22 protein-coding genes are annotated in these 26,467 nt (G+C 66.5%); 8 read left to right on the top strand and 14 right to left on the bottom strand.

Translation table 11 applies throughout. The annotated features are described in order from the left end of the window. The first annotated feature begins 84 nt into the window (after positions 1-84). Together KBW95_RS00305 and KBW95_RS00300 are read left to right on the top strand one after the other, a co-directional pair. The gene (locus KBW95_RS00305) at positions 85-1,443 is read left to right on the top strand and encodes an SGNH/GDSL hydrolase family protein (RefSeq protein WP_211523534.1); all 1,359 of its coding nucleotides are present in this window, start codon (positions 85-87) and stop codon (positions 1,441-1,443) included. 59 nt (positions 1,444-1,502) lie between these two features. Further along, positions 1,503-2,186, top strand: coding sequence for an OmpW family protein (locus KBW95_RS00300; protein WP_211523533.1), 684 nt, complete (start codon positions 1,503-1,505; stop codon positions 2,184-2,186). Between the two features lie 197 nt (positions 2,187-2,383). On the opposite strand, the gene KBW95_RS24775 is transcribed toward KBW95_RS00300, so the two are convergent. Further along, positions 2,384-4,414, bottom strand: a complete 2,031-nt coding sequence (locus KBW95_RS24775; protein ID WP_307727496.1) for a bifunctional diguanylate cyclase/phosphodiesterase — start codon at positions 4,412-4,414, stop codon at positions 2,384-2,386. Positions 4,415-4,819: 405 nt separating this feature from the next. On the opposite strand from KBW95_RS24775, the gene KBW95_RS00290 reads away from it, so the two are divergent. Then, on the top strand, positions 4,820-7,084 hold the full coding sequence (locus KBW95_RS00290; RefSeq protein WP_211527224.1) for a hypothetical protein: 2,265 nt from the start codon (positions 4,820-4,822) through the stop codon (positions 7,082-7,084). 31 nt (positions 7,085-7,115) lie between these two features. On the opposite strand, the gene KBW95_RS00285 is transcribed toward KBW95_RS00290, so the two are convergent. The 3 genes from KBW95_RS00285 to KBW95_RS00275 form a co-directional block, all read right to left on the bottom strand. Then, the gene (locus KBW95_RS00285; RefSeq protein ID WP_211527223.1) at positions 7,116-7,904 is read right to left on the bottom strand and encodes a nucleotidyltransferase domain-containing protein; all 789 of its coding nucleotides are present in this window, start codon (positions 7,902-7,904) and stop codon (positions 7,116-7,118) included. Positions 7,905-8,002: 98 nt separating this feature from the next. After that, a complete protein-coding gene (locus KBW95_RS00280; protein WP_211523530.1) occupies positions 8,003-9,202 on the bottom strand; it encodes an acyl-CoA dehydrogenase in 1,200 nt (399 codons plus the stop codon). A gap of 149 nt (positions 9,203-9,351) precedes the next feature. Continuing rightward, complete coding sequence (locus tag KBW95_RS00275) at positions 9,352-9,861, bottom strand: flavin reductase family protein (protein ID WP_211523529.1); 510 nt, start codon at positions 9,859-9,861, stop codon at positions 9,352-9,354. Positions 9,862-10,066: 205 nt separating this feature from the next. On the opposite strand from KBW95_RS00275, the gene msrA reads away from it, so the two are divergent. Next, positions 10,067-10,609, top strand: a complete 543-nt coding sequence (gene msrA / locus KBW95_RS00270; RefSeq protein WP_211523528.1) for a peptide-methionine (S)-S-oxide reductase MsrA — start codon at positions 10,067-10,069, stop codon at positions 10,607-10,609. Between the two features lie 100 nt (positions 10,610-10,709). Here the strand turns inward: msrA and KBW95_RS00265 are convergent, their stop codons facing one another. Together KBW95_RS00265 and pdxH are read right to left on the bottom strand one after the other, a co-directional pair. Next, positions 10,710-11,921: a cyclopropane-fatty-acyl-phospholipid synthase family protein gene (locus KBW95_RS00265; protein ID WP_211523527.1), complete on the bottom strand. Its 1,212-nt coding sequence runs from the start codon at positions 11,919-11,921 to the stop codon at positions 10,710-10,712. Between the two features lie 41 nt (positions 11,922-11,962). Beyond that, a complete protein-coding gene (pdxH, locus tag KBW95_RS00260; RefSeq protein ID WP_211527222.1) occupies positions 11,963-13,156 on the bottom strand; it encodes a pyridoxamine 5'-phosphate oxidase in 1,194 nt (397 codons plus the stop codon). Positions 13,157-13,245: 89 nt separating this feature from the next. Between pdxH and tcdA the strand changes: the two genes are divergently transcribed. From tcdA to cysK, 3 genes are read left to right on the top strand one after another with little or no spacing between them, the layout of a single operon-like run. Continuing rightward, a complete protein-coding gene (gene tcdA / locus KBW95_RS00255; protein ID WP_211523525.1) occupies positions 13,246-14,133 on the top strand; it encodes a tRNA cyclic N6-threonylcarbamoyladenosine(37) synthase TcdA in 888 nt (295 codons plus the stop codon). Between the two features lie 32 nt (positions 14,134-14,165). After that, positions 14,166-14,747: an FKBP-type peptidyl-prolyl cis-trans isomerase gene (locus KBW95_RS00250; protein WP_211527221.1), complete on the top strand. Its 582-nt coding sequence runs from the start codon at positions 14,166-14,168 to the stop codon at positions 14,745-14,747. Positions 14,748-14,779: 32 nt separating this feature from the next. Beyond that, positions 14,780-15,712 (top strand): cysteine synthase A, encoded by a 933-nt coding sequence (gene cysK / locus KBW95_RS00245; protein WP_211523523.1) that lies wholly within the window; start codon positions 14,780-14,782, stop codon positions 15,710-15,712. A gap of 155 nt (positions 15,713-15,867) precedes the next feature. Here the strand turns inward: cysK and KBW95_RS00240 are convergent, their stop codons facing one another. Next, positions 15,868-16,848 (bottom strand): cation diffusion facilitator family transporter, encoded by a 981-nt coding sequence (locus KBW95_RS00240; RefSeq protein WP_211523522.1) that lies wholly within the window; start codon positions 16,846-16,848, stop codon positions 15,868-15,870. Then, a complete protein-coding gene (locus tag KBW95_RS00235; protein ID WP_211523521.1) occupies positions 16,845-17,192 on the bottom strand; it encodes a helix-turn-helix transcriptional regulator in 348 nt (115 codons plus the stop codon). Before KBW95_RS00235 ends, KBW95_RS00240 begins: the two co-directional genes overlap by 4 nt. A gap of 132 nt (positions 17,193-17,324) precedes the next feature. Here KBW95_RS00235 and senA point away from each other — a divergent pair, with 132 nt between their 5' ends. Further along, on the top strand, positions 17,325-18,497 hold the full coding sequence (gene senA, locus KBW95_RS00230; RefSeq protein ID WP_211527220.1) for a selenoneine synthase SenA: 1,173 nt from the start codon (positions 17,325-17,327) through the stop codon (positions 18,495-18,497). Here senA and KBW95_RS00225 read toward each other — a convergent pair. From KBW95_RS00225 to KBW95_RS00200, 6 genes are all read right to left on the bottom strand, one after another. Further along, positions 18,494-19,246 carry an SDR family NAD(P)-dependent oxidoreductase gene (locus KBW95_RS00225; protein ID WP_211527219.1) on the bottom strand — a complete coding sequence of 251 codons (753 nt, stop codon included), beginning with the start codon at positions 19,244-19,246 and terminating at the stop codon, positions 18,494-18,496. The genes senA and KBW95_RS00225 overlap by 4 nt on opposite strands. Positions 19,247-19,248: 2 nt before the next feature. Beyond that, entirely contained in the window at positions 19,249-20,451 is a 1,203-nt protein-coding gene (locus tag KBW95_RS00220; RefSeq protein WP_211523518.1) for a family 1 glycosylhydrolase, read from the bottom strand. A gap of 92 nt (positions 20,452-20,543) precedes the next feature. Next, complete coding sequence (locus KBW95_RS00215; RefSeq protein WP_211523517.1) at positions 20,544-21,746, bottom strand: family 1 glycosylhydrolase; 1,203 nt, start codon at positions 21,744-21,746, stop codon at positions 20,544-20,546. 134 nt (positions 21,747-21,880) lie between these two features. Continuing rightward, a complete protein-coding gene (locus KBW95_RS00210; RefSeq protein ID WP_211527218.1) occupies positions 21,881-24,685 on the bottom strand; it encodes a pitrilysin family protein in 2,805 nt (934 codons plus the stop codon). Positions 24,686-24,942: 257 nt separating this feature from the next. Beyond that, positions 24,943-25,839, bottom strand: a complete 897-nt coding sequence (locus tag KBW95_RS00205; protein WP_211523515.1) for a metallophosphoesterase — start codon at positions 25,837-25,839, stop codon at positions 24,943-24,945. A 10-nt stretch (positions 25,840-25,849) separates the two neighbouring features. Beyond that, positions 25,850-26,332 carry a CinA family protein gene (locus tag KBW95_RS00200; RefSeq protein ID WP_211523514.1) on the bottom strand — a complete coding sequence of 161 codons (483 nt, stop codon included), beginning with the start codon at positions 26,330-26,332 and terminating at the stop codon, positions 25,850-25,852. Between the last annotated feature and the right edge of the window lie 135 nt (positions 26,333-26,467).

The following is a 26,467-nucleotide window of genomic DNA, read 5'->3' as shown; positions in this document are numbered from 1 at the left end:
ACAAGCGAACTGAACACTGGCATATTAGTTGTGATACGAATAGCACGGGCGTTCGTTTCATAATAACCATCGTTAGGAGACACAATGCGTCAAACCAAACTCGCGCTTGCCTTGTTGTCGGCAGCGTTGCTGGCGGCCTGTGGCGGTAGCAGCCCGGCCGGCGGCGACCAAACCCAGAAGACCACGTTCAGCCAGCAAGTCTCGTTCGGCGACAGCCTGTCGGACGTGGGCACGTACTCGGTAGGCGCGGTCAAGGCCGCAGGCGGCGGCAAGTTCACCATCAACGGCGACAGCACCAGCACCAATCCTGAGCTGACCGGCAAGATCTGGCTTGACTTCATGGCCGCCCAGCTGGGCCTGCCGGCGCCTTGCGCCGCCCAGACCGGCCTCGAAGGCGACGCGAGCCTGGGTCTCAACGTGCCGATCACGAACCATGCGAATTGCTTCAACTACGCCCAGGGCGGCTCGCGCGTGAGCAACCCGGTCGGCCCGGGCAACAAGGCCACCGGCTCGCCGATCGGCGAAATGACCCTGCCGATGACCAACCAGATCGCCAACCACCTGGCCAAGACCGGCGGCAAGTTCAGCGGCACCGAACTGGTGACCGTCTTGTCCGGCGGTAACGACGTCCTGATGCAGATGGCCGCGATCCAGACCGCGGGCACCACCGCCGGCGCGCAGGCTTTCGCCACCTCGCTGACCATGCAGCTGGCGGCAGGCGCCACCAATCCGCAGACCGCCGCCGTGGCCATCGGCACGGCGATCGCCACCGAAAACGCACGCCCGGGGAAGACCGACGCCAGCGTGGTGCAGGCCGCCGTCATGGCCGCCGCCATCCAGCCGGGCAATGCGGCTGTCGCTTCGCAGGCCGTGTACGGTCCGATGGTCGTCAAGGCCCAGGCCGACGGCACCGCCGCCGGCACCAAGGCCGCCGGCGACTACGCGACCGCCAACGCCACCCGCATGGTGACCGAGCTCGGCGTCGAAGGCGCGAAAATGGCCGCCCTGGTGCGCAACGAGCTGGTCGGCAAGGGCGCGAAGTACGTGGTCGTGGCCAACCTGCCGGACGTCGCCAGCACCCCGGCCGCCAAGTCGCGCCCGGCCGAGATCCAGCAACTGGTGACCGCGATGATCAACGCCTTCAACACCCAGCTGAAGAACGGCCTGGGCGCCGACGATCCGCGCATCCTGTACGTCGACCTGTACTGGGTCAGCAACGACCAGGTGAAGAACCCGGCCCCGTACGGCCTGACCAACACCAGCACTCCGGCCTGCGGCGCGAATGCGCTGGGCTCGACCTCGCTGGTCTGCACCGCCAGCAATACCTCGGGCGGTGATGTGAGCCACTACATGTTTGCCGACACTGTCCACCCGACCCCGTTCGAGAACAACCTGATCGCACGCTACGTCCTGAAGGACATGGCCGTGAAGGGCTGGCTGTAAGGCTGCGGCAGGCCCGTCCCGGAAGAGGGCGGGCCATCACACAAGAACCAGGAGAAAAAATGAAAGTACGTTTCAAGAGCGTCGTGACGATGCTGGGTGTGGCTGCCGCGCTGGCATGCGCTTCGACCGCGTCGGCCCAGTCGAAAGGCCAGCTGACCGCCAAGTTCGGCATCAACCAGCTGACCCCGAAGGTCGAAAGCGGCGACATCAGCGCGCCGGCCCTGCCGGGCACCAAGGCCGACGTCGGCCGCGACACCCAGCCGGTGCTGATCTTCGCCTACGGCCTGACCGACAACATCTCGACCGAGCTGGCGCTGGGCACCCCATACAAGCACAAGATCTTCGGTGCGGGCGCGATCGCCGGCACCGGCGAGCTGGGCACGGTCGAGGCGCTGCCGCCGACCCTGTTCCTGCAGTACCGCTTCTTCGAGCCGAGCGCGACCTTCCGTCCCTTCGTGGGCGTCGGCGCGACCTACGCTTACTTCATGAAGGAGCGCGGCTCGTTCAAGATGACCGCGGTCACCAACCCGGGCAGCACCACGCCGACGACCTTCAGCATCGACAACAAGTTCACCTACACCGTGCAGGCTGGCGTGGCGATGAACTTCAACGAACGCTGGTTCGCGGACGTCACCGTCAACAAGGCGCGCCTGCGCACCAATGTCAGCTTCTCGACGGGCCAGACCCAGGCGATGAAGCTGGATCCGGTGTCGGTGGTGCTGGCGGTGGGTTACAAGTTCTGATCGCTGCAGGTGCTTAAAGAAAAACCCGCTTCGGCGGGTTTTTTTATTTTCGGGGCTGATCGACGAACTTAGGTTCCCGCCTTCGGGGGGATGACGTGCTAAAAGTGGTGGTAGCTCGTAACATCGCCACCGGCCTGGAGACCGTCATTCCCGCGAAGGCGGGAACCCAAGTTTGCATGCGTAGTGTTACAGCACGTTCAGTGCAAACTCCTCGCATACTGCGTAAACTGCTCCGCACTCAACGCCTGCTGATACAAGTGCCCCTGGTAGATATAGCACCCCGCATCCGACAGGAACTGCCGCTGCCCCGGCGTCTCCACCCCTTCCGCAATCACCTGCAGCCCCAGGCTGTCCCCGAGCGCAATGATCGAGCGCACGATCGAGGCGTCGTTCTGGTCGGTCAGCACGTCGCGCATGAAGCTGTGGTCGATCTTGAGCTGGTCCAGCGGCAGCTTGCGCAGGTAGGCCAGCGAGGAATAGCCGGTGCCGAAATCGTCCAGCGAGAACGACAGCCCGCGCCGCTTGAGCGTGGCCATGGTGTGGGCGGTCTGGGTGAAGTCGCTCACCACCAGGCTCTCGGTCAGCTCCAGCTTCAGGCTCGAAGGCTGCACCCCGGTGTGCTCGAAGATCCGCTGCAGCATCGGCACGAAATCCGGCTCGGTGAACTGGCGCGCGCTGACGTTGACCGACATCGTCAGCCCCGCTGTCTCCGGCGTGCTTTGCCAGCTCGCCAGCTCGGCGCAGGCGGTGCGCAGGGTCCAGCGGCCGATGTCGACGATCAGGCCGCTTTCCTCGGCGGCGCGGATGAACTCGGCGGGGAAGAGGATCTTGCCGTTCGGCAGGCGCCAGCGCAACAGGGCTTCGGCCCCGATCACGTGGCCGGCCCGGTCGAGCTGGGGCTGGTAGTGCAGCATGAATTCGTTGTTGCGCAGCGCCCGGCGCAGCCCGTTCTCGAGCTGGGCCCGCGCCGACCAGGCCGCCTGCACGGCCGGATCGTGGAAGCGGAACGTGTTGCGTCCCGAGGCCTTGGCCTGGTACATCGCCGCGTCCGCCTGGCGCAGGGTCGATTCCACCGTGTCGGTGGTGCCGCACAGGGTGGCCACGCCGACGCTGACCGAGAGCGTGTAGTTCAGCTCGCCGAGCTGGAAGGGCGCGGCCATCGCCGCCACCACCTTGGCCGCCACCGTCTCGGCCTGGGCCGCCGCGGCTTCGCGCGTGTCTTCGAGCGGCTGGATCAGGATCACGAATTCGTCGCCACCCAGGCGCGCCACCATGTCGGCTTCGCGCACGCAGTGCTCCAGGCGCCGCGCCACCGCCTGCAGCAGCATGTCGCCGGCCGCGTGGCCCTGGGTGTCGTTGAGGAACTTGAAATTGTCCAGGTCGCAGAACATCAGCGCCCCGCACTTGCGCGTACGCGCGCTGCCGAGCAGGGCGCGGCGCAGGTGGTCGAGCAGGTTGGCGCGGTTCGGCAGGTCGGTCAGCGGGTCGAAGAAGGCGAGGCGGAAGATCTTGGCTTCGTTGTGCTTGCGCTCGCTGATGTCGGTGCCAATCACCAGGATCTTCTGGCTGGCGCCGAAGGCGTCGTCGGGTGCCAGCAGGGTCCAGCGGGTGTCGGTTTCGACCTGCGAGCCGTCGCTGCGCACGTGGGTCAGCTCGCCGGCCCATTCGCCTTCGCCCAGGGTGTGTTCGTAGGCGCTCTGGTAGGCCGCCATGTCGTCGCACAGCAGCTCGCAGAAGCGCTTGCCGCGCGCCTCGTGCGCGCTCCAGCCGTACAGGCGCTCGGCGCCGTGGTTCCAGTAGGTGATGCGCGAATGCATGTCGATGGCGATGATCGCATCGCGCGCCCGCTGCAGGAAGGAGGCCTGTTCCATCACCATCATGTCCGCTTCCTTGATGCGCGTGAAGTCGGTCATGAAGCCTTCCAGATAACTGCCGTCGCCGTCCGGACCGAGCGCACCCTGTTCGCAGATCCATTTTTCGGCGCCGCAGGCGCAGCGGATCCGGTAGGTCAGCTGGAAATGCCGGTCCTCGGCGAGGGCGGCGGCGATGGTGCGCTGTACCCCGGCGCGGTCGTCGGGATGGATGATGCTGGCGAAAGACAGGCCGGGCTTGGCCATGAAGGCGGCGGCCGTGTAGCCGGTGAGCTTCTCGATGCCGTCGCTGATGAACTCCATGGTCCACTCGCCGTCGTTGCGGCAACGGTAGGCGGCGCCGGGAAGATTACTCAACAGCAGTTCGAGCGACAGTGAGTGCGCACTATCTGAAGCGGTCTGATCCAGAGCCGAAAGAGCGTTCATCATGTGTCGCGGACAGTGAAAAATTGAAACAGCCGGGTTATGGAGAACGAATAACCGATGGTAGCTCAAAAGACAGACAATGCAACGCACGCGATTGAAAATTGTTAAGAAATGTCGGGTGAGCGCAGCAGTTGGGTTCGTTGAACAGGAGTTCCATGCTCTTTGCATGAAAGCGGGCCATCCTGATTGCGATAGCAAATGCTCAAGCTATAATATTGCTTCTATTGCAATATCAGGGTGCACTGTGCGGTCCCCTGGACCGAAGCCGCCTTCTTTCCTTCGTCTTGGCCCGCTTGATCCGTGCATACCTGTTCAGCCCGACTACTCCCCCATCTGTTGCTCGCCATCGCGCTGCCGGTACTTGCCCCCGCTGCGCACGGGCAGGGTGATCCGGCCACGCAGGGCGGCCTGCGCGCAGTACGCATCGCCCAGGCCGACGCGCCGCGCATCGATGGCGTCCTGGATGACCCGGCCTGGCAGCGTGCTCCCGTCTACGACAGCTTCCACAAGCACGAGCCGCGCGACGGCCATCCGCTGCCGCCCGCCTTGCGCACCACGGTGCAGCTCCTGATCGACGAGCACGCGCTGGTGTTCGCGGTCCGCGCCTGGGACACGCCGGCCGCCAAGCTGCGCGGCTCGCTGGCGCGGCGCGACAAGGTCGACCTGGACCAGGATTTCATCGGCCTCTGGATCGACCCGGTCGGGCATGGACGCGCCGCCCAGTTCGTGCGCATCAACACGGCGGGCGTGGTCAGCGACGGCATACACCGGGCCGACGATGACGAATCCGACCTGGGCCCGGACTTCCCGCTCGAGGCGGCGGTCAAGCTGCTGCCGGATGGCTACAGCATGGAAGTGCGCTGGCCCTTGTCGAACCTGCGCTTCCCGTATGCCGGCGGCCGCACCTGGCAGATGATGGTCGAGCGCAGCGTGCCGCATGCGGACGGCACGCTGCTGCTGACCGCGCCCCTGAAGACCGATGCGCTGAATTACCTGGTCTCGCTGCGCGAGATCGAGGGCATGGGCAGCACGGTGGAGTCGGTGCGCGACCGCCGCTTCGTCGAACTCCGTCCGGAACTCACGCTGCGCGCCGCGCGCGACGGCACGGAGGGCCGGCGCGAACGTGGCCTGCGCCTGGATGCCGGGCTGGAAGTCAACGTCCGCCCGCGCGCCGACTGGGTATTCAACGGCATCCTCCATCCCGATTACTCGCAGACCGAGGTCGACCAGCCGGTGTCCGCGGGCGCCAGCAACATCGCCCTCAGCCTGCCGGAGAAGCGCGGCTTCTTCCTCGAAAGCTCCGACGTGCTCGGCCTGCCGCTGCCGGCCTTCTATTCGCGCACCGTGTTCGATCCGAAGTGGGGGGCGCGCGCCACCTGGCGTGCGGCGCACCTGGACGCCACCGCGATGAGCCTGCGCGACGAACCCGGCGGGCTGGTGCTGCGCGGCCGTCCCTACGCTACCCTGGAATACGAGCAAGCCCACCGTTCCACGGCGAACCTGTGGCGCGCGCGCTGGCATGGCGAGGGATTGCTGCTGGGGGCCTTCGTGTCGCAGCGCGACTACCATGCCTTCGGCAGGAATGACGTGCTCGGCCTCGATGCCCAGTGGCGCGGTGCCAGTGCCGGCGGCGCGCAGCGGCAAGCCGCGCTGCTGGCCATGCATTCGCGGACCAGCGCCGGCTTCGACGAGGCGCTGGCGCCGGTGCGCACGCCGTCCCGCGATGGCGGCTACCTGTGGGGCAAGTTCGTGCACAGCTCGGGCGACTGGTGGAACGAAGCGGAGGTCGAGGCGATCGGCCCCGGCTTCGTGAACGACAACGGCTTCCTGCCGCAAGCGGGCATCGCCAAGCTCGACCTGGACATCAACCGGATCCTCGGCCGGCAGGAAGCGCTGGCGCTCCATGAATTCGAGGCCCATCTGGGCCTGCACGAGATGCGCACCCTGCGCGACCGCGCCAGCGGGCAGCCCGGCAACGAAGTGGTCGAGCGCAAGATCCGTCCCGGCTTCTGGCTGTCGGCGCCGGGGCAGACGCGCTTCTGGACCCAGCTTGGGCTCGACCGCCAGCGCGCCCGGCAGGGTGGGCGGCTGCACCGCACGCCGGCGCTGCACGTCGGCCTCGAGACGGTGCCGGCGGCATGGGTGCCGAAGCTCGCCGCCGAAGTCTCGCTCGGGCGCCAGCTCGACGCGGATGCCGACCGGGTCGGGCGCGGCGGCAATGTCATTCTCGACGTCGGCCTGCGTTTTCCCCTCAGGCGGGGTTGGGCGCTGGAACTCGACCACCATGTCAACCGCGCCTGGGTACGGGGCACGCTCGGCCACGATGCCTTTACGGACACCGCCTGGCGCTGGCTGGCGATGCTGCATTTCAGCCCGCGCGATTCCCTGCGCGTGCTGGCCCAGAACACCTGGGCCGCACGCCGCGACGACGGCATCACCCGGCTGCCGGCCTGGAACGAGCGCCAGGTCCACCGTTCGGTACTGTACCGCTACCGCTGGAAGCACGGACGGACCATCTCGGCCGGCTATGTCGATGACCGGATGCCGCTGGAGCGCAGCAGCACCAGGGCGCTTACAGTGCAGCTGCAGTGGGAGATCTGAGGCGTCTCCCGGCGCGTCCCCGACTGGTCCCTCAGCCCCAGGTTTCGCGCAGCACGTCGCGGAACAGCTGCGACAGCAGCGGCGCCACGGCGTCACGGTGCGCGCGGTCGATCCGCAGCGACTCCTGGCGCGCCAGCTCCACTTCGATGAAGCGCTGGATGGGCGCGACCTGGGGCGCCAGGCCCATCTCGGGCGAGCGGCGCTTGCGCTCGAGCAGCTCGTCGATGGCCTCGCGCAGGCCCGGTTCGCCCTCGATGGTGGGCAGCAGCCGGGAGAACTCGATCGGCGCCGGACGCTGTGTCTCGAGCAGCCAGCGTACCGACAGCAGGGGACGCAACACGTAGAAGTACTTCTTCAGCGGCACCATGTCCGCCTGGAGGTAGCCCCGGTAGTTGGTCTTGGCCATGCTGCGGTAGTGGTGCACGCCGCGCTCGACGGAATACACCTGCGGCAGGAGTTCGCGTGCGCGCGCATGAAAGCTGCCGGCCGACTCGTAGACCAGCGGCGACTGGATCCACTCGACGAAGCCGGGATTGGATTTCCAGAACAGGCGCAGGGCCTTGCGCAGGTCCCAGCCATTGACGTCCATGTCGTCCACGATCGGGTACTCGATGACGTCGCGCTGTTCTTCCAGGCTGACCGACAGGTACCAGTCCGGGCGGTGTACATAGATGAAGCGCCCGTCGTAGTCGCTGTTGGGCGAAGCGAAGCCCCAGGCGCGGCTGCCCGACTCGACGGCCAGGAGGACGCGGACTTCGTGCTCTTGCTCGGCCGTGCGAAGGCGGCTGCGGATTTCTTGCTGTTTGTCGTGCGGGATCATGGTGGCACCTGGATCGTGAAAACAATCCGGCGCCCGGCGCCGCAGACGGTGATCGGTCACAACCGGCCGCCTCGGCAGCCGGTTGCGCCGGGGGAAAATCAGAACGCGGCGATGCCGGTCTGTGCGCGTCCGAGGATCAGCGCGTGGATGTCGTGCGTGCCTTCGTAGGTGTTGACCACCTCGAGGTTGACCATGTGGCGGATGATGCCGAACTCGTCCGAGATACCGTTACCGCCCAGCATGTCGCGCGCGACGCGGGCGATATCCAGCGACTTGCCGCAGGAATTGCGCTTCATGATCGAGGTGATCTCGACGGCAGCAGTGCCTTCGTCCTTCATGCGTCCCAGGCGCAGGCAGCCCTGCAGGCCGAGGGTGATCTCGGTCTGCATGTCGGCCAGCTTCTTCTGCACCAGCTGGTTGGCCGCGAGCGGCTTGCCGAACTGCTTGCGGTCCATGGTGTATTGGCGCGCGGTGTGCCAGCAGGCTTCTGCCGCGCCCAGCGCGCCCCAGGCGATGCCGTAGCGGGCCGAGTTCAGGCAGGTGAACGGACCCTTGAGGCCGCGCACTTCCGGGAAGGCGTTCTCTTCCGGGCAGAACACTTCGTCCATGACGATTTCGCCGGTGATCGAGGCGCGCAGGCCGAACTTGCCGTGGATGGCCGGAGCCGACAGGCCTTTCCAGCCCTTTTCCAGCACGAAGCCGCGGATCGCGCCTTCGTCGTCCTTGGCCCAGACCACGAACACGTCGGCGACCGGCGAGTTGGTGATCCACATCTTGGAGCCGCTCAGCGAGTAGCCGCCCTCGACCTTGCGGGCGCGGGTGACCATCGAGGCCGGGTCGGAACCGTGGTTCGGCTCGGTCAGGCCGAAGCAGCCGATCCATTCGCCGGTGGCCAGCTTGGGCAGGTATTTCTGCTTGGTTTCCTCGTTGCCGAACTCGTAGATCGGCACCATGACCAGCGAGGACTGCACGCTCATCATCGAACGGTAGCCGGAGTCGACGCGCTCGACTTCGCGCGCGATCAGGCCGTAGGCCACGTAGTTCAGGCCCGGGCCGCCGTACTGTTCCGGAATCGTCGGGCCGAGCAGGCCGAGTTCGCCCATCTCGCGGAAGATCGAGGTGTCCATCTGCTCGTGGCGGAAGGCTTCCAGGACGCGCGGCTGCAGCTTGTCCTGGCAGTAGGCCGCGGCGGCGTCGCGCACCATGCGCTCGTCGTCGGTCAGCTGGCTGTTCAGGAGGAGCGGATCATCCCAGTGAAATTGGGCCTTGGCTTTTTTGGGCGAATCGGAATGGTTCATTGCAAAATCCTGTCTCTGGTTTCTTGGTCGAATGCGGGATGAGTCGCGCCTAAGCTGCCCATTATAGGGAAGTCGGCGCGATCGCATCTTTTGAAAGTGCGACAGGATTTTTTAGATTTGTCCGACCGGCAACCCCGGCCGGGTAGGGCTCAGCGGTGCGGCGTGACGCCGAATTTGCCGCCGTGAAAGATTAGCGAAGGCTGGGGATGGACCTGGCATTCCTCGACCTCGCCCACGAAGATGACGTGGTCGCCTTCCGGATAGCGGCTGCGGTTGTGGCATTCGAACCAGGCCGACACACCCTTCAGGATAGGCTGGCCGGTGCGCGACAGCTCGTACTCGACGCCTTCGAAGGGATTGTCGCGGCGGCGCGAGAAACGCATCGCCAGCTCTTCCTGGCCGGCCGAGAGCACATTGATGACGTAGTGGGAATTGCCGCTGAAGATGGGCAGGCTGTTGGCGCCTGCGCCCAGGCTCCACAGGACGAGCGGCGGCTCCAGCGAGACCGAATTGAAGGAGCTGGCGGTCAGGCCACGGAAACTGCCGTCTTCCAGGCGCGTCGTGATGACGGTGACGCCGGTTGCGAATTGCGACAGTGCGTGACGAAAATGCGTCGAATCGAAGCCGCGCGCGGTGGCGCGGGGAGAGCGTGTGTTCATTGGAGCCTTGGATGTTGGCGCCATTATGCCATTGCCGGGGCATCTCTTGCCGCGCAAGCCCGTTTCGGGACAACAAAATGCCCCAAGCCATGGTTTTGGGTAAGGCCGGCAGTCCCCGCCTGTTGCGCGCGAGAGGCACTCTGCAGGGTCCGCGGCTTTGCGTTACATTAGGCGCTGTCGATAACGTCAAGCGCAAAGGTGAGCTATGAACGAGCAAACGGGAACCGAGGTCGCCATCCTGGGCGGCGGCTGCTTCTGGTGCCTGGAAGCGGTTTATCTCGAGGTGCGCGGCGTCACCCGCGTGGAATCGGGCTACATGGGCGGCCAGGTGCAGAATCCGACCTACGAGCAGGTGTGCACCGGCCAGACCGGCCATGCCGAAGTGGTGCGCCTGGAATTCGACCCGTCGGTGATTTCCTACCGCGACATCCTGGAAATCTTCTTCACGATCCACGATCCGACCACGCCGGACCGGCAGGGGAATGACGTCGGCACGCAGTACCGGTCGGCGATCTTCTTCACCTCGCCCGAGCAGGAGGCGACCGCGCGCCAGGTGATGGCCGAGATGGCCGCGGTGTGGGATGCGCCCATCGTGACCCAGATCGTGCCGCAGGAGACCTGGTACAAGGCCGAGGGGTACCACCAGAATTATTTTGCCCAGCATCCGCTGCAGGGGTATTGCGCGTTTGTGGTGGCGCCCAAGGTGCAGAAGTTTCGCAAGACGTTTGCGGAGCGGCTGAAGGCCTGAGCGCTAGCCGGTAACGACTCCCGGCCTTCGCCGGGACGACGTTGGTATGGGACGGCGGCTAAAATAGCGCTGCGGCTTCGGTGCTGCCCCCCGCGGAGTCCTACACGTACATATACCGCCGCGACCAGGGAATATCCCCCGGTTTCCCTCCCGCCTTCCCGCATACGATCTGGTAGAGACTGATGCGGTCGTGCGCGAAGGCGTAGGCGCAGCCGGCCAGGTAGACGTGCCAGATGCGGAAGCGCCTGGGATCTGTCAGCTTGCGGATCGCTTCCGCATTCCCTTCGAAGTTCTCGGTCCAGATGGCGCAGGTGCGCGCGTAGTGGCGGCGCAGGTTTTCCACGTCGCGCACTTCCAGTCCGCCTTCCTGCATGGCCCGGATCACCGTCGACAAATGAGCCAGCTCGCCGTGCGGGAACACGTATTCGTCGATGAACTGGCCGCCGCCATAGGGTGTGGCGCCATTGTCGACATTGGTGGTGGTGATGCCGTGGTTCATGATCACGCCCCCCGGCGCCAGCAGCCGGCACACGCGCGCAAAATATTCCGGCAGGTGCTGCACCCCCACGTGCTCGAACATGCCGACGCTGGTGATGCGGTCAAACGTGCCCTCGACGTCGCGGTAGTCCTGCAGCCGGATCTCGATGCGGTCCTGCAGGCCGGCCTGGCGGACACGCTCGCGCGCCAGCCGCGCCTGGTTCTCGGACAGGGTGATGCCCACGCAGCGCGCGCCGAACTGCCCGGCCGCGCGCAGCGCCAGCGCGCCCCAGCCGCAGCCGATGTCGAGCAGGGTCTGGCCCGGCTGCACGCCGAGCTTGCGCAGGATGTGGTCGACTTTCTTGGTCTGCGCCGTGGCCAGGTCCTCGTCGCCGTTTTCGAAATAGGCGCAGGAATACACCATGTTCGGGTCGAGCCAGGCGGCGTAGAACTCGTTGGAGACGTCGTAGTGGTAGCGGATCGCCTCGGCGTCCTTCTCGCGTGTGTGCTGGGAGCCGATCTTGAAGCCGCCCAGGCGGCTGCGCGGCTTGTCGGGCATGGCGCCGGAGGCGGCCAGGGCATTGCCGACGTCGATGATGTCGGCGGCCCGGCCCTTCACCTCGATCGCGCCTTCCACGTAGGCGCGTCCGAGCTTGTACAGGGAAGGGGAGGTGAGGTAGCGCAGCGCCGATTTGTCCGGCACGCGGATGGTGACGCGCGGGACTTCGGAGGACAGCTCGATGTGCTCGCCATTCCACAGTTCCACGCGCAGCGGAACGGAGAGCTTGTTGCGCAGGCCTGCGCTCCAGGCAGAAAGCTTGATCTGGTCGAACACGGTCACCTCCGAAGTGGCGGCCGGCCCCGACTGCTGCCGGCCTACGGTTGCAAACGCTGGCGCGTCCAGCTGCCGTCCGCCTGCCGCTCGTACACGATGCGGTCATGGAAGCGCGAGCGCCGGCCTTGCCAGAATTCGATGCGGTCGGGGATCAGCCGGAAACCGCCCCAGTTCGCGGGGCGTGGCGGATCCTCGCCTGCCTGCCGAGCCACCGTTTCGTAGTTCTCCTCGAGCGCGGCGCGGCTGGCGATCGGGGCGCTTTGGTGCGAAGCGATGGCCGACAGCCGGCTCTTGAGAGGACGGCTGCGGAAATACCGGTCGCTTTCTTCGTCCAGGGTGCGCTCCACTCGTCCTTCGATGCGCACCTGGCGTTCCAGTTCACTCCAAAAGAATAACAATGCTGCAAATTTATTATCGCGCAAATCCTGGGCTTTTTTGCTGTCGTAATTGGTGTACCAGGTGAACCCGCGCTCGTCGAACTGCTTCACCAGCACGATACGCGAACTCGGGCGGCCTTCGCTTGATACGGTCGCCACCGACATCGCGTTCGGCTCGTTGACTTCGGCCTTGAGCGCCTGCTCGAACCACTGGGTGAATTGCAGCATCGGGTCGTCCAGCACGTCCTCTTCCGTAAGGCTTGCCTGGCCGTAATCCTTGCGCAGGTCGGCCACCGACTGGCCGACCGAAGGCTTGTCCGTTTCTCCGCCCAGGCCGCGGCGCTGCTTCATGGCGGCGCCCAGGCGCGCCATCTGCTCGGACGAGAACAGGCGCATGGCCATCGGCGCGATCACGCTTTCCTCGCGTTCCATGTGCGCGGTGTAGCGCTGCACGAAGCGCTGCACGGCGCTGGCCGACAGGGCGGCGGCGCCGCCTTCGGCGACCAGGTTGAGCTGCTCGTGCAGGTCCTGCCACAGCGCGTCCATGTCCTTGTGGTCCTGCAGAATCACCGGCGCCAGCGCCTGCAGGGTGGCGGCGTCTTCGCCCTGGGCCACGGCGCGCAGCATCGGGATCAGGTCCTGCTCCTCGTCCTCGTGGTGCAGGTGGGCGGCCTTGTCGAAATACTTCAGCACCGCGCTCGCGGCCTGGCGCGCCTGCTCGTCGGCGCCGTGTTCCGGCAGGTGGACCAGCAGCTTGTCCAGGGTCGCCAGCTGCTTGCGGATGCGGCCATGGCAATGCTTGAGCACGGCGATCGGCTGGTCGAAATCGGGAGCGGTGTCGTGCAGGAGGGTGGTCATATGGCTTTTTGTTGACACGCGAAAAGAATTTAATTGACTGAGAGTTATTTTAGTGCAGTTGTGAAAGTTCCGTCCGTTAAAATGGGAGGATGAACACGATCAAACCCCATGAGTTCGCGGCAGCACTGGAAGAAGAAGTCGACTTTGCGCGCCGCTTCGGAGGCATAGCTCGCCTGTACGGCGAGCGTGCACTGGAACGTTTCCGCGCGGCGCACGTTTGCGTGATCGGCGTGGGCGGCGTCGGCTCCTGGATCGTCGAGGCGCTGGCGCGCAGCGCGATCGGCCACCTGACCCTGATCGACCTCGACAACGTCGCCGAGTCGAACATCAACCGCCAGATCCAGGCGCTGTCCTCGACCGTGGGCCTGCCCAAGATCGAGGCCCTGCAGCGCCGCATCGCCGAGATCAATCCGTTCTGCAAGGTGACCCTGGTCGAGGATTTCATCGATCCGGAGAATATCGAGAGCATGGTCGCCGGCAAGGGTTTTGATTACGTGGTCGACGCCATCGACAGCGTCAAGCCGAAGGCGGCCCTGATCGCCTGGTGCAGCGCCAACAAGATGCCGCTGGTGGTCATCGGCGGCGCCGGCGGCCAGCTCGATCCGACCAAGGTCGAGATCCGCGACCTGGCGCGCACCGAGCAGGAACCGCTGCTCAAGAAAGTGCGCAAGATCCTGCGCGCGCAATACGGCTTCGCGCGTGGCGAGAAGAACAAGTACCACATCGACGCGGTGTTCTCGATGGAGCCGCTGCGCTACCCGGAAGCGGGCGACGCCTGCGCCATCGATCCCAACAGCGTCACCGGGCTGAACTGCGCGGGCTTCGGCTCCAGCATGGTGGTCACGGCCACCTTCGGCATGGTGGCCGCCGGCCACCTGCTGCGCAAGCTGGCCGACGCCGCCAATGCGCGGCCGCAAACGGAGGCGGAAGCTGTTGTAGTGCAAACTGTGCAACCCGAGGAGGCCTTGCTATCATAGGATCAGTTTGAATCCTTTTGATGGAAGAGCCCATGATTCGTCGATCCGCCTTCATCGCGCTGCTGCTCGCCGCCGCCAGCGTCCACGCTCAGCAGAGCGCTCAGCAGCAGCAGGAGGCCGGCAAGCCGGCCACCCAGCCGCCGCCGGAGCAGCAGCAGCCGGCATCCCCGCCGGCAATGCCGGCCACGCCAGCCACCACGGCAACCGAGGCGCAGCCGGCCCAGCCGGTCCAGCCGACCGAGCCCGTCGTCCCTGCAACCCCCGCACCCCAGGTCGAGATCGTCGACCGCGTGGTCGGCAAGGGCAAGGAAGCCACGCTCGGCAGCAACGTCGCCGTCAACTACACCGGCTGGCTGCACAAGCCGCTGGCGCCCAAGCAGCGCGGCCGCAAGTTCGATTCCTCGCTCGACGCCGGCCGTACGCCGATCGAATTCCAGCTGGGCGCGGGCCGCGTCATCAAGGGCTGGGAGCAGGGCGTGGCCGGCATGAAGGTGGGCGGCAAGCGCACCCTGATCATCCCGAGCGCCCTGGCCTACGGCAAGCGCGGCGCGGGCGGCGTGATCCCGCCGGATGCGGACCTGATCTTCGACGTGGAACTGATGGATGTGAAGTAACTCATATGTGACTCGACAACCGGAGGCCGTGCATGAGAATTGCAAACGACGTGACTGAGCTGATTGGCAACACCCCGTTGGTACGTATTCGCAAGCTGGCCGCCGGCAGCGGCGCCGAGATCCTCGGCAAGCTCGAGTTCCATAATCCCGCGCACAGCGTCAAGGACCGCATCGGCCTGGCCATGATCGAGGCGGCCGAGGCGGCGGGGCTGATCGGCCCCGACACCACCATCGTCGAACCCACCAGCGGCAACACCGGCATCGCGCTCGCGATGGTGTGCGCCGCGCGCGGCTACCGCTGCAAGCTGGTGATGCCCGAGACCATGAGCAACGAGCGCCGCATGCTGCTGCGCGCCTACGGGGCCGAGCTGGTGCTCACTCCCGGCAGCGAAGGCATGCTGGGCGCGATCCGGCGCGCCGAGGAACTCGTGGCGGCCGATCCGCGCAACTTCATGCCCCAGCAGTTCAACAATCCCGCCAACCCCGAGGTGCACCGCCGCACCACCGCCGAGGAGATCTGGCGCGATACCGACGGCAAGGTCGACATCCTGGTCGCGGGCGTGGGCACGGGCGGGACGATCACCGGCGTGAGCGAGGTGATCAAGGGGCGCAAGCCGGGCTTCCAGGCGATCGCGGTGGAGCCGGAGGCTTCGCCCATGCTGTCCAAGGGAACCAAGGGGCCGCACCCGATCCAGGGCATCGGCGCGGGTTTCGTACCGCAGGTGCTGAATACCCATGCCTATGACGAAGTCATCACGGTGAAGAACGACGACGCCTTCGAGACGGCGCGCGCGGCGGCCAGGGAAGAGGGGCTGCTGGTGGGGATTTCGTCGGGGGCGGCGCTGTGGGTGGCCATCCAGGTGGCGCGCAGGCCGGAGAATGCGGGGAAGATGATCGTGACGATCATTCCTTCGTTTGGGGAGAGGTATTTGAGTACGGCTTTGTATGCGAATCTGGCGGGTTGAGGGCCGAAGGTCTGTTGGCAAACTTGGGTCCCCGCCTTCGCGGGGATGACGTTTTAACGTACGAGTCCGAAGACGTTATATCGACTCTCACGCACCTTCCACCAACGTCATCCCCGCGAAGGCGGGGATCCAAGTCCGTAGCGTCCCGCTAGCGCTCAATGCGCATGCACCCTCAACGCACAATGATGGTGGGTAGTCCCTTCCTCCACCTGCAGCGTGCAGTGGTGAATCCCGAAATCTTCCCGTAAATGCTCGACGATATCGTCGAGCACCGCATCCCCCGGATACCCCCCAGGCATCACCACGTGCGCCGTGAGCGCCGTCTCGGTGGTGCTCATCGCCCAGATGTGCAGGTCGTGCACCTCGCTCACCCCCGGCCACTTGGCCAGGAAGCCCTTCACCTTGACCGCGTCCACCGAGGGCGGCACCGCCGCCATCGACAGCTGCACCGACTCGCGCAGCAGCGACCAGGTGCCGGCCACGATCACGACCACGATCACCAGGCTCACCGCCGGGTCGATCCAGGTCCAGCCGGTCGACATGATCACCAGCCCCGACACCACCACGCCCAGCGAGAGCGCGGCATCGGCCGCCATGTGCAGGTAGGCGCCGCGCACATTGAGGTCGTCCTTGGCGCCCTTCATGAACAGCCAGGCCGAGAAGCCGTTGATCGCCACGCCGATGGCCGCGATGATCGACACCGTCGAACCGGCCACCGGCGCCGGTTCGGCGAAGCGCTGCACCGCTTCCCAGGCGATGGCGCCGCAAGCTACCAGCAGCAGCACCGCATTGGCCAGCGCCGCCAGGATGGTCGAGCCGCGCAGGCCGTAGGTGTAGCGGCCGTGCGGCTTGCTCCTGGTGAGCACCGCCGCGCCCCAGGCCAGCAGCAGGCCCAGCACGTCGGACAGGTTGTGGCCAGCGTCGGCCATCAGCGCCGTCGAGTGCGCGATGAAGCCGTAGATGAATTCGATCGCCACGAACAGCGTGTTGACGCCGATCGCCAGCGCGAAGGCGCGGCCATTGCTGTTGGGATCGGGCATGTGGTGATGATGGTGGCCGAGGCCGTGATGGTGGCCGTGGTGCTCATGACCGTGATCGTGGTCGTGGTCATGGTCGTGGCTATGCTGGTGCTTCATGGATCGATTCCGTTTGCGGGTTCGGCGATGTGCTCGAACATGTTGGTGAGCAGGCCGCTGATGTGAGCGTCGGCGGCGGAGTAAAACACCTGCTTGCCCTGGCGCTCGGCCTTGACGATGCGGGCGGCGCGCAGCAGGCGCAGGTGGTGGCTGACCAGGGAGCTGGACAAGGCGAGCAGGCCGGCGATGTCGCCCACCGCGGTCGGCTGGGCCAGGCAGGCCAGCACGATGCGCAGGCGGGTGGGGTCGCCCAGCAGGTGGAACAGGTCCGCCAGCTGGTCGACGGCTTCCGGCGACGGCGCTTCCGCCAGGCCCGGATGGCCGGGTTCGAGGAGTGAGTTCATATTCAACATGTGAAGAATTGTTCACATGTTAGATCAAGCCGTGAGAAGCGGCAAGGGCGTGCTTGGAATTTGCCGGACCCCGGCCGATAATGGGAGTCCCTGGGGCGCCACGACCCCGCCTGAAAGCCTGCCATGAACGCCTCGTTTCGAACCGCCGCACCGGATGCGCTGGCCCTGGCGCTGCAAGACGCCCGCGTGCGCAGCCTGGCCTTCTTCGAGCAATTTGCCGGGGCCGGCATGGACGACCCTTTCAATGTGCCCTTGCTGCCCATCGTGAACCCGCCTTTGTGGGAACTCGGGCACATCGCCTGGTTCGCCGAGTGGTACCTCCTGCGCGGCGCAAGCTCGAGCGCGCTTGATGCGGCCTTGCGGCCCTCGCTGCTGGCCGGGAGCGACGCCTGGTTCGATTCCAACACCGTCGCGCACGACACCCGCTGGTCGCTGGACCTGCCGCCGGCCGGCGAGATCAAGGCGTATTGCCGCGCCGTGCTCGACGGTGTGCTGGCAAGATTGGACAGCGAAGCGCACAGCGACGACGCCCTCTATTTTTACCGCCTGGTCCTGGCGCACGAAGACATGCATGGCGAAGCCTTCGCCTACACCTTGCAGACCCTGGGCCGGCCCTGGCCAGGCAGCGAGCCTGCCGTGCCGTCCGCCGCGGCGGCCGAGCTGAGTTTCGGCAGCGGCATGATCGAACTGGGCAGCCGGCCCGGCAGCGGCTTCGTCTTCGACAATGAAAAGTGGGCGCAGCCTTGCGAGCTGGCGCCTTTCCGCATCGATGCGACCTTGGTGAGCAATGCCGACTACAGCCGCTTCATTGCCGCCGGCGGCTACCGGGAGCCGCGCTTCTGGAGCGAAGCGGGCCGGACCTGGCTGGCGCAGCAGCAAGCGGACGCGCCGCGCGGCTGGCGGCGCGAGGGCGACGCCTGGTATGCCTTGCGCTTCGGCCGGCCTTGTCGGCTCCTGGAGTCCGAGCCGGTGCGCCATGTCAGCCTGTACGAGGCGCAGGCGTATTGCGCCTGGGCCGGACGTCGCCTGCCCAGCGAGGCCGAATGGGTGCGCGCGGCGGCCCATCCGGGCATGCGCTGGGGCGATCTGTGGGAGTGGACGGCATCGCCCTTCACCGCCTTCCCGGGATTCGCGCCGGATTCCTACCGAGAGTATTCGGCGCCTTACTTCGACACCCACCAGGTGCTGCGCGGCGCCTCCTTCGCGACGCCGGAACGCCTGCGTTCGACCGCCTTCCGCAATTTCTACTCGCCGCAGCGCAGCGACATGTTCGTGGGTTTCCGCACCTGCGCCTAGTGCGCGTGGCTGCCGAGGATAGGCAGGCGCCCGCCGTCGGCAGTGAGCACTGCGCCGGTCACCGGCTGCGAACGCGCACTCGCCAGGAACAGCACCAGTTCCGCCACCTCGCCGGATGACGCCACCTCGCTCGGGTCGAGCTTCTCCTCGCCCGAGCGCACATCCGGGTTATTCCACAGCATGGGCGTATCGACCGCGCCCAGGCGCAGCGCATTCACCCGTATCTTGCGCGCATGGCATTCGAGCGCGAGCGCACGCGTGAAGGCTTCGAGCCCACCCTTGCTGGCCGAGTAGGCGGTGCTGTGCGCATCGGTTGCGATCGCATGCACCGAGGAGATGTTGACGATGCTGGAGCCCGGCGGCATGGCCGGCAGCGCGTGCTTCGCCAGCAGGAAGGGCCCCTTCAGGTTGACCGCCATCGTCTTGTCCCAGTCGGCCTCGCTCATGTCGGCCAGGGCGCCGGTATGCATGATCGCGGCGTTGTTGACCAGCACATCCACCCGGCCCCAGCGCGCGGCCGCTTCGGCCACGGCGGCCTGGACCGCGCCGCCGTCGCTCACGTCGGTGCGCCTGTAAAAGCAGTCCGCCGCGCCCTGCAGCTGCAGGGCGGTCTGCACCTCCTGGCCGCGGGTGTCGTCCAGCCCGAGGATCACGACGCGCGCGCCTTCGCGGGCGAAGCGCAAGGCCACCTCGCGGCCGATGCCAGAGGTGGCGCCGCTGACGATGACGACCTTGCCCGGCATCTCCATGGCTAGCGCAGGCAGATGAAATCGTTGCTGATCCGGTGCTTCCAGGTGTGGATCAGGTCGCGGTAGGCCTCGCCCACCGGTCGCACGCGGCGTTCCAGGTCGCACAGGCCGTAGCGGTTGACGTTGCCGGCATCGACAGCGAGCGAGCTGTCCCAGTCGACCTGGTCGACCAGGCTGTACCAGGTGAAGCCGAGGATGGGCACGCCGTCGGACTTCAGGCGCAGCAGGTTCGACCACTGCTTTTCGAGCCAGGAACGGGCGTCCTTCTCGCCGTTGCCGGCGTCGCGGTTGTTGGTCTCGGTGTGCATCACGGGGATGCGGTAGCGGTCGTAGTACTGCTGGGTGATGACATAGTAGCCGAACATCTCGCACACGAAGGTACTGCCGTCCGGGTAGACGATGTGCTCGTTGGTGGCGTAGTAGTCGTTGCCCATGATGCAGACCGGCTTGACGCTGCGGTCGAGGAAGAAATGGTATTCGTCGCGGGTCATGCCATTGTCGAGCAGGAACTCGTACATCCTGGCGTAGACATCGTGGCCGTAGGTCAGGTCCAGGGCCAGGAAGCGCATGTCGTTCATGTGCCGCGCCACGTTTACGGCATCCGGCCCGCAGGGGTGGAAGTATTCCGAGGATTCGCTCTGGATGAACCTCGCCGTGGGCTGGACCTTCAGGATCGCTTCGGTCGCCAGGATATTGGCCTTGGCCAGGTGTTTGATGGCGGTGACGAAGGCGCGGTCGGAACGCAGGCGCTCGTTCCACAGGCCTTCGTGGGCCGAGAACTTGGCGGTGACGTAGATCTCGTTGATCGGCGTGTACAGCTCGACCCAGGGAAAACGCTGGGCGAAGGCGCCCGCGTATTCGGCGAAGAAGTGCGCGAACTCGGGATTCTGGAAATTGCCGAGCCAGTCGGGCAGGCCGAAATGGCAGAGGTCGACGATGGGCTTGATGCGCAGGCGCTGGACTTCGGCGAAGAAGGCGTCCGGGAATTCCCAGTCGTAGCGGCCCGGACCCAGGTGCACCTTGTAGTAGGGCGGGCCGCAGCGCAGCGCGTCGATCCCGAGCGCGCGCACCAGGCACAGGTCGTCCTTCCAGCGCAGGTAGTGGCCGGTCTTTTCCATCTCGTCGATGCGCTGGTCGGCGCCGTCGCGCCCCGCGATGACCGGATAGCTGCCTTCGATTCCCGTCGCAAACAAGAACCTCTGCATCGTCCGCCTCCTTCCGATGCCGATCCTGCCGGCAGGCGTTCATCATCCCGCCAAACAGGCCTCCTTGCAAGCGCCGCCTGAGCTCAGCAAATTTAATGCAGGCAGATGAAATCGTTGCGCACCCGGTGCCGCCAGGTATGGATCAGGTCGCGGTAGGCCTCGCCGATCGGGCGCACACGCCGCTCCAGGTCGCACAGGCCGTACTGGTTGACGGTCCCTGCGTCGATGGTGAGGGCGCTGTCCCAGTCCACCTGGTCGACCAGGCTGTACCAGGTGAATCCGAGGATGGGCACGCCGTCTGTCTTGAGCCGCACCAGGTTCGACCACTGCTTCTCGAGCCAGGCGCAGGCATCCTTCTCGCCCGTGCCCGCGTCGCGGTTGTTGGTCTCGGTGTGCATCACGGGGATGCGGTAGCGGTGGTAATACTGCTGGGTGATCACGTAGTAGCCGAACAGTTCGCAGGAACCGGTGCTGCCGTCCGGGTGGATCACGTGTTCATTGGTGGCGTAGTAGTCGTTGCCCATGATGCAGACGGGCTTGACGTTGCGGTTGAGGAAGAAGTGATAGTCCTCGCGCTTCATGCCGTTGTCGAACAGGTATTCGTACATCCGTCCGGAGACGTCGTGGCCGTAGGTGAGGTCCAGGGCCAGGAAGCGCAGTTCGTTCATGTGGCGCGCCATTTCCATGGCTTCGGGGCCGCTGGGGTGGAAGTACTCCGACGATTCGCTCTGGATGAACTTGGCGTTGGGCTGGACGTGCATGATCGCCTCGGTGGCCAGGATGTTCGCCCTGGCCAGGTTGCGGATCGCGTTCACGAAAGCGCGGTCGGTCTTCATGCGCTCGTTCCACAGGCCTTCGTGGGCCGAGAACTTGGCGGTGATGTAGATCTCGTTGATCGGCGTGTACAGCTCCACCCAGGGATAGCGTCTGGCGAAGGCCTCGGCGTACTCCGTGAAGAACTGGGGGAACTCGGGATTCTGGAAGTTGCCCAGCCAGTCGGGCAAGCCGAAATGGCAGAGGTCGACGATGGGCTTGATGCCGCGCTGGCGGATTTCGGCGAAGACCTCGTCGGTGAAATCCCAGTCGTAGCTCCCGGGGCCCTGGTGCACCTTGTAGTAGGGAGGTCCGTAGCGCAGGGCGTCGATGCCCAGGGTGCTGACCAGGGTAAGGTCTTCCTTCCAGTGCCGGTAATGCCCGGTCTTTTCCATTTCGTCGATGCGCAAGGAGCCGCCGTTGCGCCCGGTGACGACCGGGTAGCTGCCTTCGATCCCGGTCGCGAACAAGAAGCTTTGCATGAGGTGCCCCCTGACACCGGCGGCGTCAATGCGCGCCGGTGAATTCATCATCCTGCCAAAGACGCGGCCTTGCAAGCAGAAAGCGAGGGCATTTGTAATCCTTTGTAAGCCTTAGGCATCGGCGCAACGGTCTGCTATTTTCCCTCCTTCTTGAGGATGAGCTGTCCGTCGTCGTCGCGCACTTCCGGCGCGCCCAGTTCGAGCGGCTGCAGCTGCGGCATGACTTTCTTGCGGTCGCCGACGGCGACCACGATCATCTTCTCCGGCGCGAGCCAGGTGCGCGCGGCCTGCTGCACCTGGGCCGCATCGACCTGCGCGAAGCGGCGCGGCAGGCCGGCGTACCAGTCAAGCGGCAGCCCGTACACGAACAGCTCGGCCAGGCTGGCGCCGACTTCGCCGCTGGTCTCGAACTGGCCGGGCAGCGACAGCAGCTGGGCGTCGCGCGCCGCCGCCAGCTCGTCAGGAGGCAGCGGTTGCTCGCGCATGGCGCGCACTTCGCGGAAGATCTCGCGCACCGAGGCGCCGGTGGCGGCGCGCTCCACGTTGCCCGCGATGATGAAGGGGCCGGGCGTGCGGTCGAGGCGGAAGGCCGAATAGACGCCGTAGGTATAGCCCTTGGTCTCGCGCAGGTTGTTGTTGAGCCTGCTGGAGAACATGCCGCCCAGCGCGCCGTTCATGACTTGCAGGGCCGCGTAGTCCGGCGTGTCGCGCGCGGCGCCGATGCTGGTGACGCGCAGCGCCGTCTGGCCGGCGCCGGGCTGGTCGACCAGCACCAGGCGCGCGCGGGTGGTGGAGGCATCGCCCGCCGCGGCCGGCGGCGCGGCTTGGCCCTGCCAGGCGCCGAAGCGCGCCTCGGCCAGCGCGCGCAGCTCGTCCAAGGTGATGTGGCCGGTGACTACCAGGGCCGCGTTCGAGGGCACGTAGTGGCGGCGCCAGAACGCATGGATATCGTCGCGGGTGGTGGCGCGGATCGCCGGCTCGGTGCCGAGCTGGCCGTAGCCCTTGGCGTGGCGCGCGCCGTACAGCGCGCCGGCGGCGGCGACCGCGGCCACCATGTCCGGCTCGTCGCGCTGCTGGATCAGTTCACCCAGCCGGTCGGCGCGCTGGCGCTCGACTTCGGCATTCGGGAAGGCCGGTCGCTGCACCACGTCGGCCATGATCTCGAGGGCCTGGGCGAAGGTGGAGCGCAGCGCCAGCAGCGAGACGCTGGAGGCGTCGGCGCTGGTGCCGCTGTCCATGAAGGCGCCCAGCTGGGCCAGCTCGTCGGCGATCTGGGGCGCGCTGCGGGTGGCCGTGCCTTCCTCCAGCATCTGGGCCGTGAAGCCGGCCAGGCCGGGCAGGCGCACCGGATTGGCCGCGCTGCCGCTGCGCACCACCAGCTGGGCCGAGACCAGGGGCAGGGCCGGGTTGTGGTGGTGGATCACGGTCAGGCCGTTGGCCAGCTTGAAGGACTCGCCTTTCGGCAGCGTGAAGGCGGGCGCGGGCCCGGCCTTGGGCGGCTTGGCGCGCCAGGGTTCATCGGCGTTGATGTGCTGCTGGGCCGCCGGCTTGGGAGCGGCTTTCTTCTTGGGTGCGCGCGGGTCGTCGATCACGGGCGTGCCCGGGATGCCGGTGACCACCGCGCGTGCGTCCTGCTTGAGCCAGGCCTGCACGGCGCGCCGCACGGCGGCGGCGTCCACGCTGCGCAGGCGTTCGAGGTCCTTGGGCAGGTAGCCCGGATCGCCGGTGTACTGGTTGTAGTGGTTGAGCTGGTCTGCCAGGCCGTCGCCGCCGAGCTTTTCGATCGAAGACAGCAGGGCGGTCTCGATGCTGTTGCGGGCGCGCTCGACTTCGCGCTCGGACGGACCCGTGTCGCGCAGCTGGGCCAGTTCGGCGTCGATCGCTTCTTCCAGTTCGCGCGCCGTGTGGCCGGCGCGCGCGGTGACGTCGATCACGAAGGTCGAGGTGAGGCCATAGGAATTCTGGGTGGCGTCGACGTCCTGCGCGATCTGGCGCTCGTAGACCAGCGATTTATACAGCCGGCTCGACTTGCCGCCGCCCAGGATGTGGGCGGCCACGGCCAGCTCGATGTCGCCCGGCTGGTAGGCCGGGGGCGTGAGCCAGCCCATGAACACGCGCGGCAGCTCCACGCGGTCGGGCACGACCACGCGCCGCTCGCTGGTGATCGGCGGCGTCGCCACGTTCGGGCGCGCCACCGGCGGGCTGCGCCGGAAGCTGCCGAAGTAGCGCTCGACCAGCGCGCGCGTCTTGGCCTTGTCGATGTCGCCGGCGATCACCAGGCTGGCGTTGTTGGGGCCGTAGTAGCTCGCGAAGAACTGGCGCACGTCTTCCAGGCGCGCGTTCTGGATGTCGGCGTGCGAGCCGATGACCGAGGCGTAGTAGGGGTGGCCCTTGGGGAAGAGGGCGTGCGACAGGGCTTCCTCGACGATGCCGTAGGGTTCGCTCTCGACGCTCTCGCGGCGCTCGTTGCGCACCACGTCCTGTTGGTTGGTCAAGGCCTTCTGGTCGAGCACGTCGAGCAGGTAGCCCATGCGGTCGGCGTGCACCCACAGCGCCAGCTCCAGCTGGTTGGCGGGCACGGTGTCGTAGTAGTTGGTGCGGTCGAGGTCCGTGCTGCCGTTGCTGTCGGTGGCGCCCGCGCCTTCGAGCAGGCGGTCGGCCAGGCCGCGCGGGATGTGGCGGGTGGCGGCGAACATCATGTGCTCGAACAGGTGGGCGAAACCGGTCAGGCCCGGGACTTCATTGGCCGGGCCCACGTGGTACCACAGGTTGACGGCGACGATGGGCAGGCGCCGGTCTTCGACCAGGATCACCTGCAAGCCATTGGGGAGAACGTATTTATCGTAGGCGACCACGGGCAGAGGAATAGGGGGTTGGGACATGGCGGGGGCGGATAGGGAGGCCAGCAGCAGTGCGGCCAGGATGACGAGCACTCTCATGCGGATCTCCGTGCGGCGCGGGGCCGCCATGATAATTCAAAAGGAGGCGGCTGGTAGATTTGGAAGCGGCGCTACGGCTGAATTTCCAAAGCACGCGGCCGTAAAACCGTCGTACCCGCCATTGGCGGCTCCGACTCCCCGCGAAGGCGGGGATCCAAGTTTGCGCGCGTAACGTTCAAGTTTAACCCGGACGGCGGCTCGACGAACTTGGGTTCCCGCCTTCGCGGGAACGACGGGCTGGGGCTGGTGGTGAGAGATCAATGGCATTCGGTTCGCCCATGATCCATCACCGCCCCCGCCGGCACCTTCTCCGGCGCCGCAGGCAGGAATGTCCACTCATACGCCCCGTCGAGCAGCCGCAGCTGCAGCACCCCGTCGAAACTCGCCTCGCGCACCTCGCTGTTGGGCGGGAATCGCAGGAAGGGCGTCGCATACGCCCCCCCGGTGCCGACCACGAACTGCCGGATCCCGCGCGCCCGGTCCAGCCCTCCCTGCGCATCCTGCGGCGCGAAGCGTTCGTAATCGTGGTCGTGGCCGGACAGGACCAGCTCTGCCCCGGCGTCGAACAGAATCTGCCACGCATCCTGCAGTCTTCCCGGCTCGCGGTGCCCGCCGGATGAATACAGCGGGTGGTGCCAGAACGCCAGCGTGCAGCGCGTCGGGGCGCGCGCCAGTTCCGTGCGCAGCCAGTCCAGCTGGGCGGCCTGCGCCGCGCCCTTGAGGTTGCTGTTGAGCGAGATCACCAGCCAGCCGCCCAGCCGCAGGCTGTAGTAGCCGCGCCCGGCGCGCTCGCCGAAGTAGGCGAAGTAGGGCGCGCCCTTGTCGGTGTGGTATTCGTGGTTGCCGGGCGTGGGCCAGGTGCGTTCGCGGAAGCGTCCCCAGGTCGGGGCGTAGCAGTCGGCGAACTCGCGCGCCGCGCCGTGCGGGTAGGTGTGGTCGCCCAGCGTCAATACGGCGGCGTCGGGATCGCCGGCCAGCCGCGTTTCCACCAGGGCGGCGGTGGCGGCCGCGCCCGACCAGCGTGGATCGGGATGGGCGCAGCGGGCGATGTCGCCCGCCGCATACAGCGTGTAAGCCGTTGCCGGGACGGCGGCCGCCGTCAGCGGCAGGGCCGCCAGCGTGGCGAAAAGCGCATGGCGCAGCCTGTCCGGCATCCGGCGCGCCTTATTCAATGAAGCGCAGCAGTCCCCGGAGAGCGTGCGCGACGGTCTGCTCGCGCACGGCGTGGCGGTCGCCCGAGAACACCAGGCGCTCGGTATAGGTGGTGTCGCCGCGCGACCAGCCGAAGCAGACGGTCCCGACCGGCTTGCCCGGCACGGCGCCGGTCGGGCCGGCGATGCCGGTGGTCGAGACGGCCACGTCGGCGTTGCTGTTGGCCAGCGCGCCCTCGGCCATCTTGCCCGCGACTTCCTCGCTGACCGAGCCGAACTGGGCGATCATCGCCGCCGGCACGTCCAGCAATTCGGTCTTGGACGCATTCGAATAAGTCACGAAGCCGCACTCGAACCAGCCGGTGGAGCCGGCAACCTCGGTGATGGCCTGCGAGACTCCGCCGCCGGTGCAGGACTCGGCAGTGACCAGCAGCAGCCGTTTGGCCTCCAGGGCCCGCCCAACCTGGGTGGCAAGATCGATGAGTTCGTTCGTCACGTGCGTCTCCTTTCGTTTCTTGACGGGGCGGTCCGGCGGCGGCGCCCCGGTGCGGCGGACGGGGTCGTCGGCCTGGAAACCATTCTAGCGCGCCGCAGGCCGTCATGGCATGGCGCTCCGGGTAAAATTTGCAAT

The organism is Massilia sp. ZL223 (assembly GCF_018119395.1).
In the GTDB taxonomy this organism is placed as follows: Bacteria; Pseudomonadota; Gammaproteobacteria; order Burkholderiales; family Burkholderiaceae_D; genus Telluria.
This window is presented reverse-complemented; position numbering and strand designations above follow the sequence as displayed.

Bases quoted from the DNA above. Each gene is read 5' to 3' on its own strand.
- KBW95_RS00305 (WP_211523534.1), top strand. From the start codon at position 85: ATGCGTCAAACCAAACTCGCGCTTGCCTTGTTGTCGGCAGCGTTGCTG.
- KBW95_RS00300 (WP_211523533.1), top strand. From the start codon at position 1,503: ATGAAAGTACGTTTCAAGAGCGTCGTGACGATGCTGGGTGTGGCTGCC.
- KBW95_RS00285 (WP_211527223.1), bottom strand. From the start codon at position 7,904: ATGATCCCGCACGACAAACAGCAAGAAATCCGCAGCCGCCTTCGCACG.
- KBW95_RS00280 (WP_211523530.1), bottom strand. From the start codon at position 9,202: ATGAACCATTCCGATTCGCCCAAAAAAGCCAAGGCCCAATTTCACTGG.
- KBW95_RS00275 (WP_211523529.1), bottom strand. From the start codon at position 9,861: ATGAACACACGCTCTCCCCGCGCCACCGCGCGCGGCTTCGATTCGACG.
- msrA (WP_211523528.1), top strand. From the start codon at position 10,067: ATGAACGAGCAAACGGGAACCGAGGTCGCCATCCTGGGCGGCGGCTGC.
- pdxH (WP_211527222.1), bottom strand. From the start codon at position 13,156: ATGACCACCCTCCTGCACGACACCGCTCCCGATTTCGACCAGCCGATC.
- tcdA (WP_211523525.1), top strand. From the start codon at position 13,246: ATGAACACGATCAAACCCCATGAGTTCGCGGCAGCACTGGAAGAAGAA.
- KBW95_RS00250 (WP_211527221.1), top strand. From the start codon at position 14,166: ATGATTCGTCGATCCGCCTTCATCGCGCTGCTGCTCGCCGCCGCCAGC.
- cysK (WP_211523523.1), top strand. From the start codon at position 14,780: ATGAGAATTGCAAACGACGTGACTGAGCTGATTGGCAACACCCCGTTG.
- KBW95_RS00240 (WP_211523522.1), bottom strand. From the start codon at position 16,848: ATGAAGCACCAGCATAGCCACGACCATGACCACGACCACGATCACGGT.
- KBW95_RS00235 (WP_211523521.1), bottom strand. From the start codon at position 17,192: ATGAACTCACTCCTCGAACCCGGCCATCCGGGCCTGGCGGAAGCGCCG.
- senA (WP_211527220.1), top strand. From the start codon at position 17,325: ATGAACGCCTCGTTTCGAACCGCCGCACCGGATGCGCTGGCCCTGGCG.
- KBW95_RS00225 (WP_211527219.1), bottom strand. From the start codon at position 19,246: ATGGAGATGCCGGGCAAGGTCGTCATCGTCAGCGGCGCCACCTCTGGC.
- KBW95_RS00220 (WP_211523518.1), bottom strand. From the start codon at position 20,451: ATGCAGAGGTTCTTGTTTGCGACGGGAATCGAAGGCAGCTATCCGGTC.
- KBW95_RS00215 (WP_211523517.1), bottom strand. From the start codon at position 21,746: ATGCAAAGCTTCTTGTTCGCGACCGGGATCGAAGGCAGCTACCCGGTC.
- KBW95_RS00210 (WP_211527218.1), bottom strand. From the start codon at position 24,685: ATGAGAGTGCTCGTCATCCTGGCCGCACTGCTGCTGGCCTCCCTATCC.
- KBW95_RS00205 (WP_211523515.1), bottom strand. From the start codon at position 25,839: ATGCCGGACAGGCTGCGCCATGCGCTTTTCGCCACGCTGGCGGCCCTG.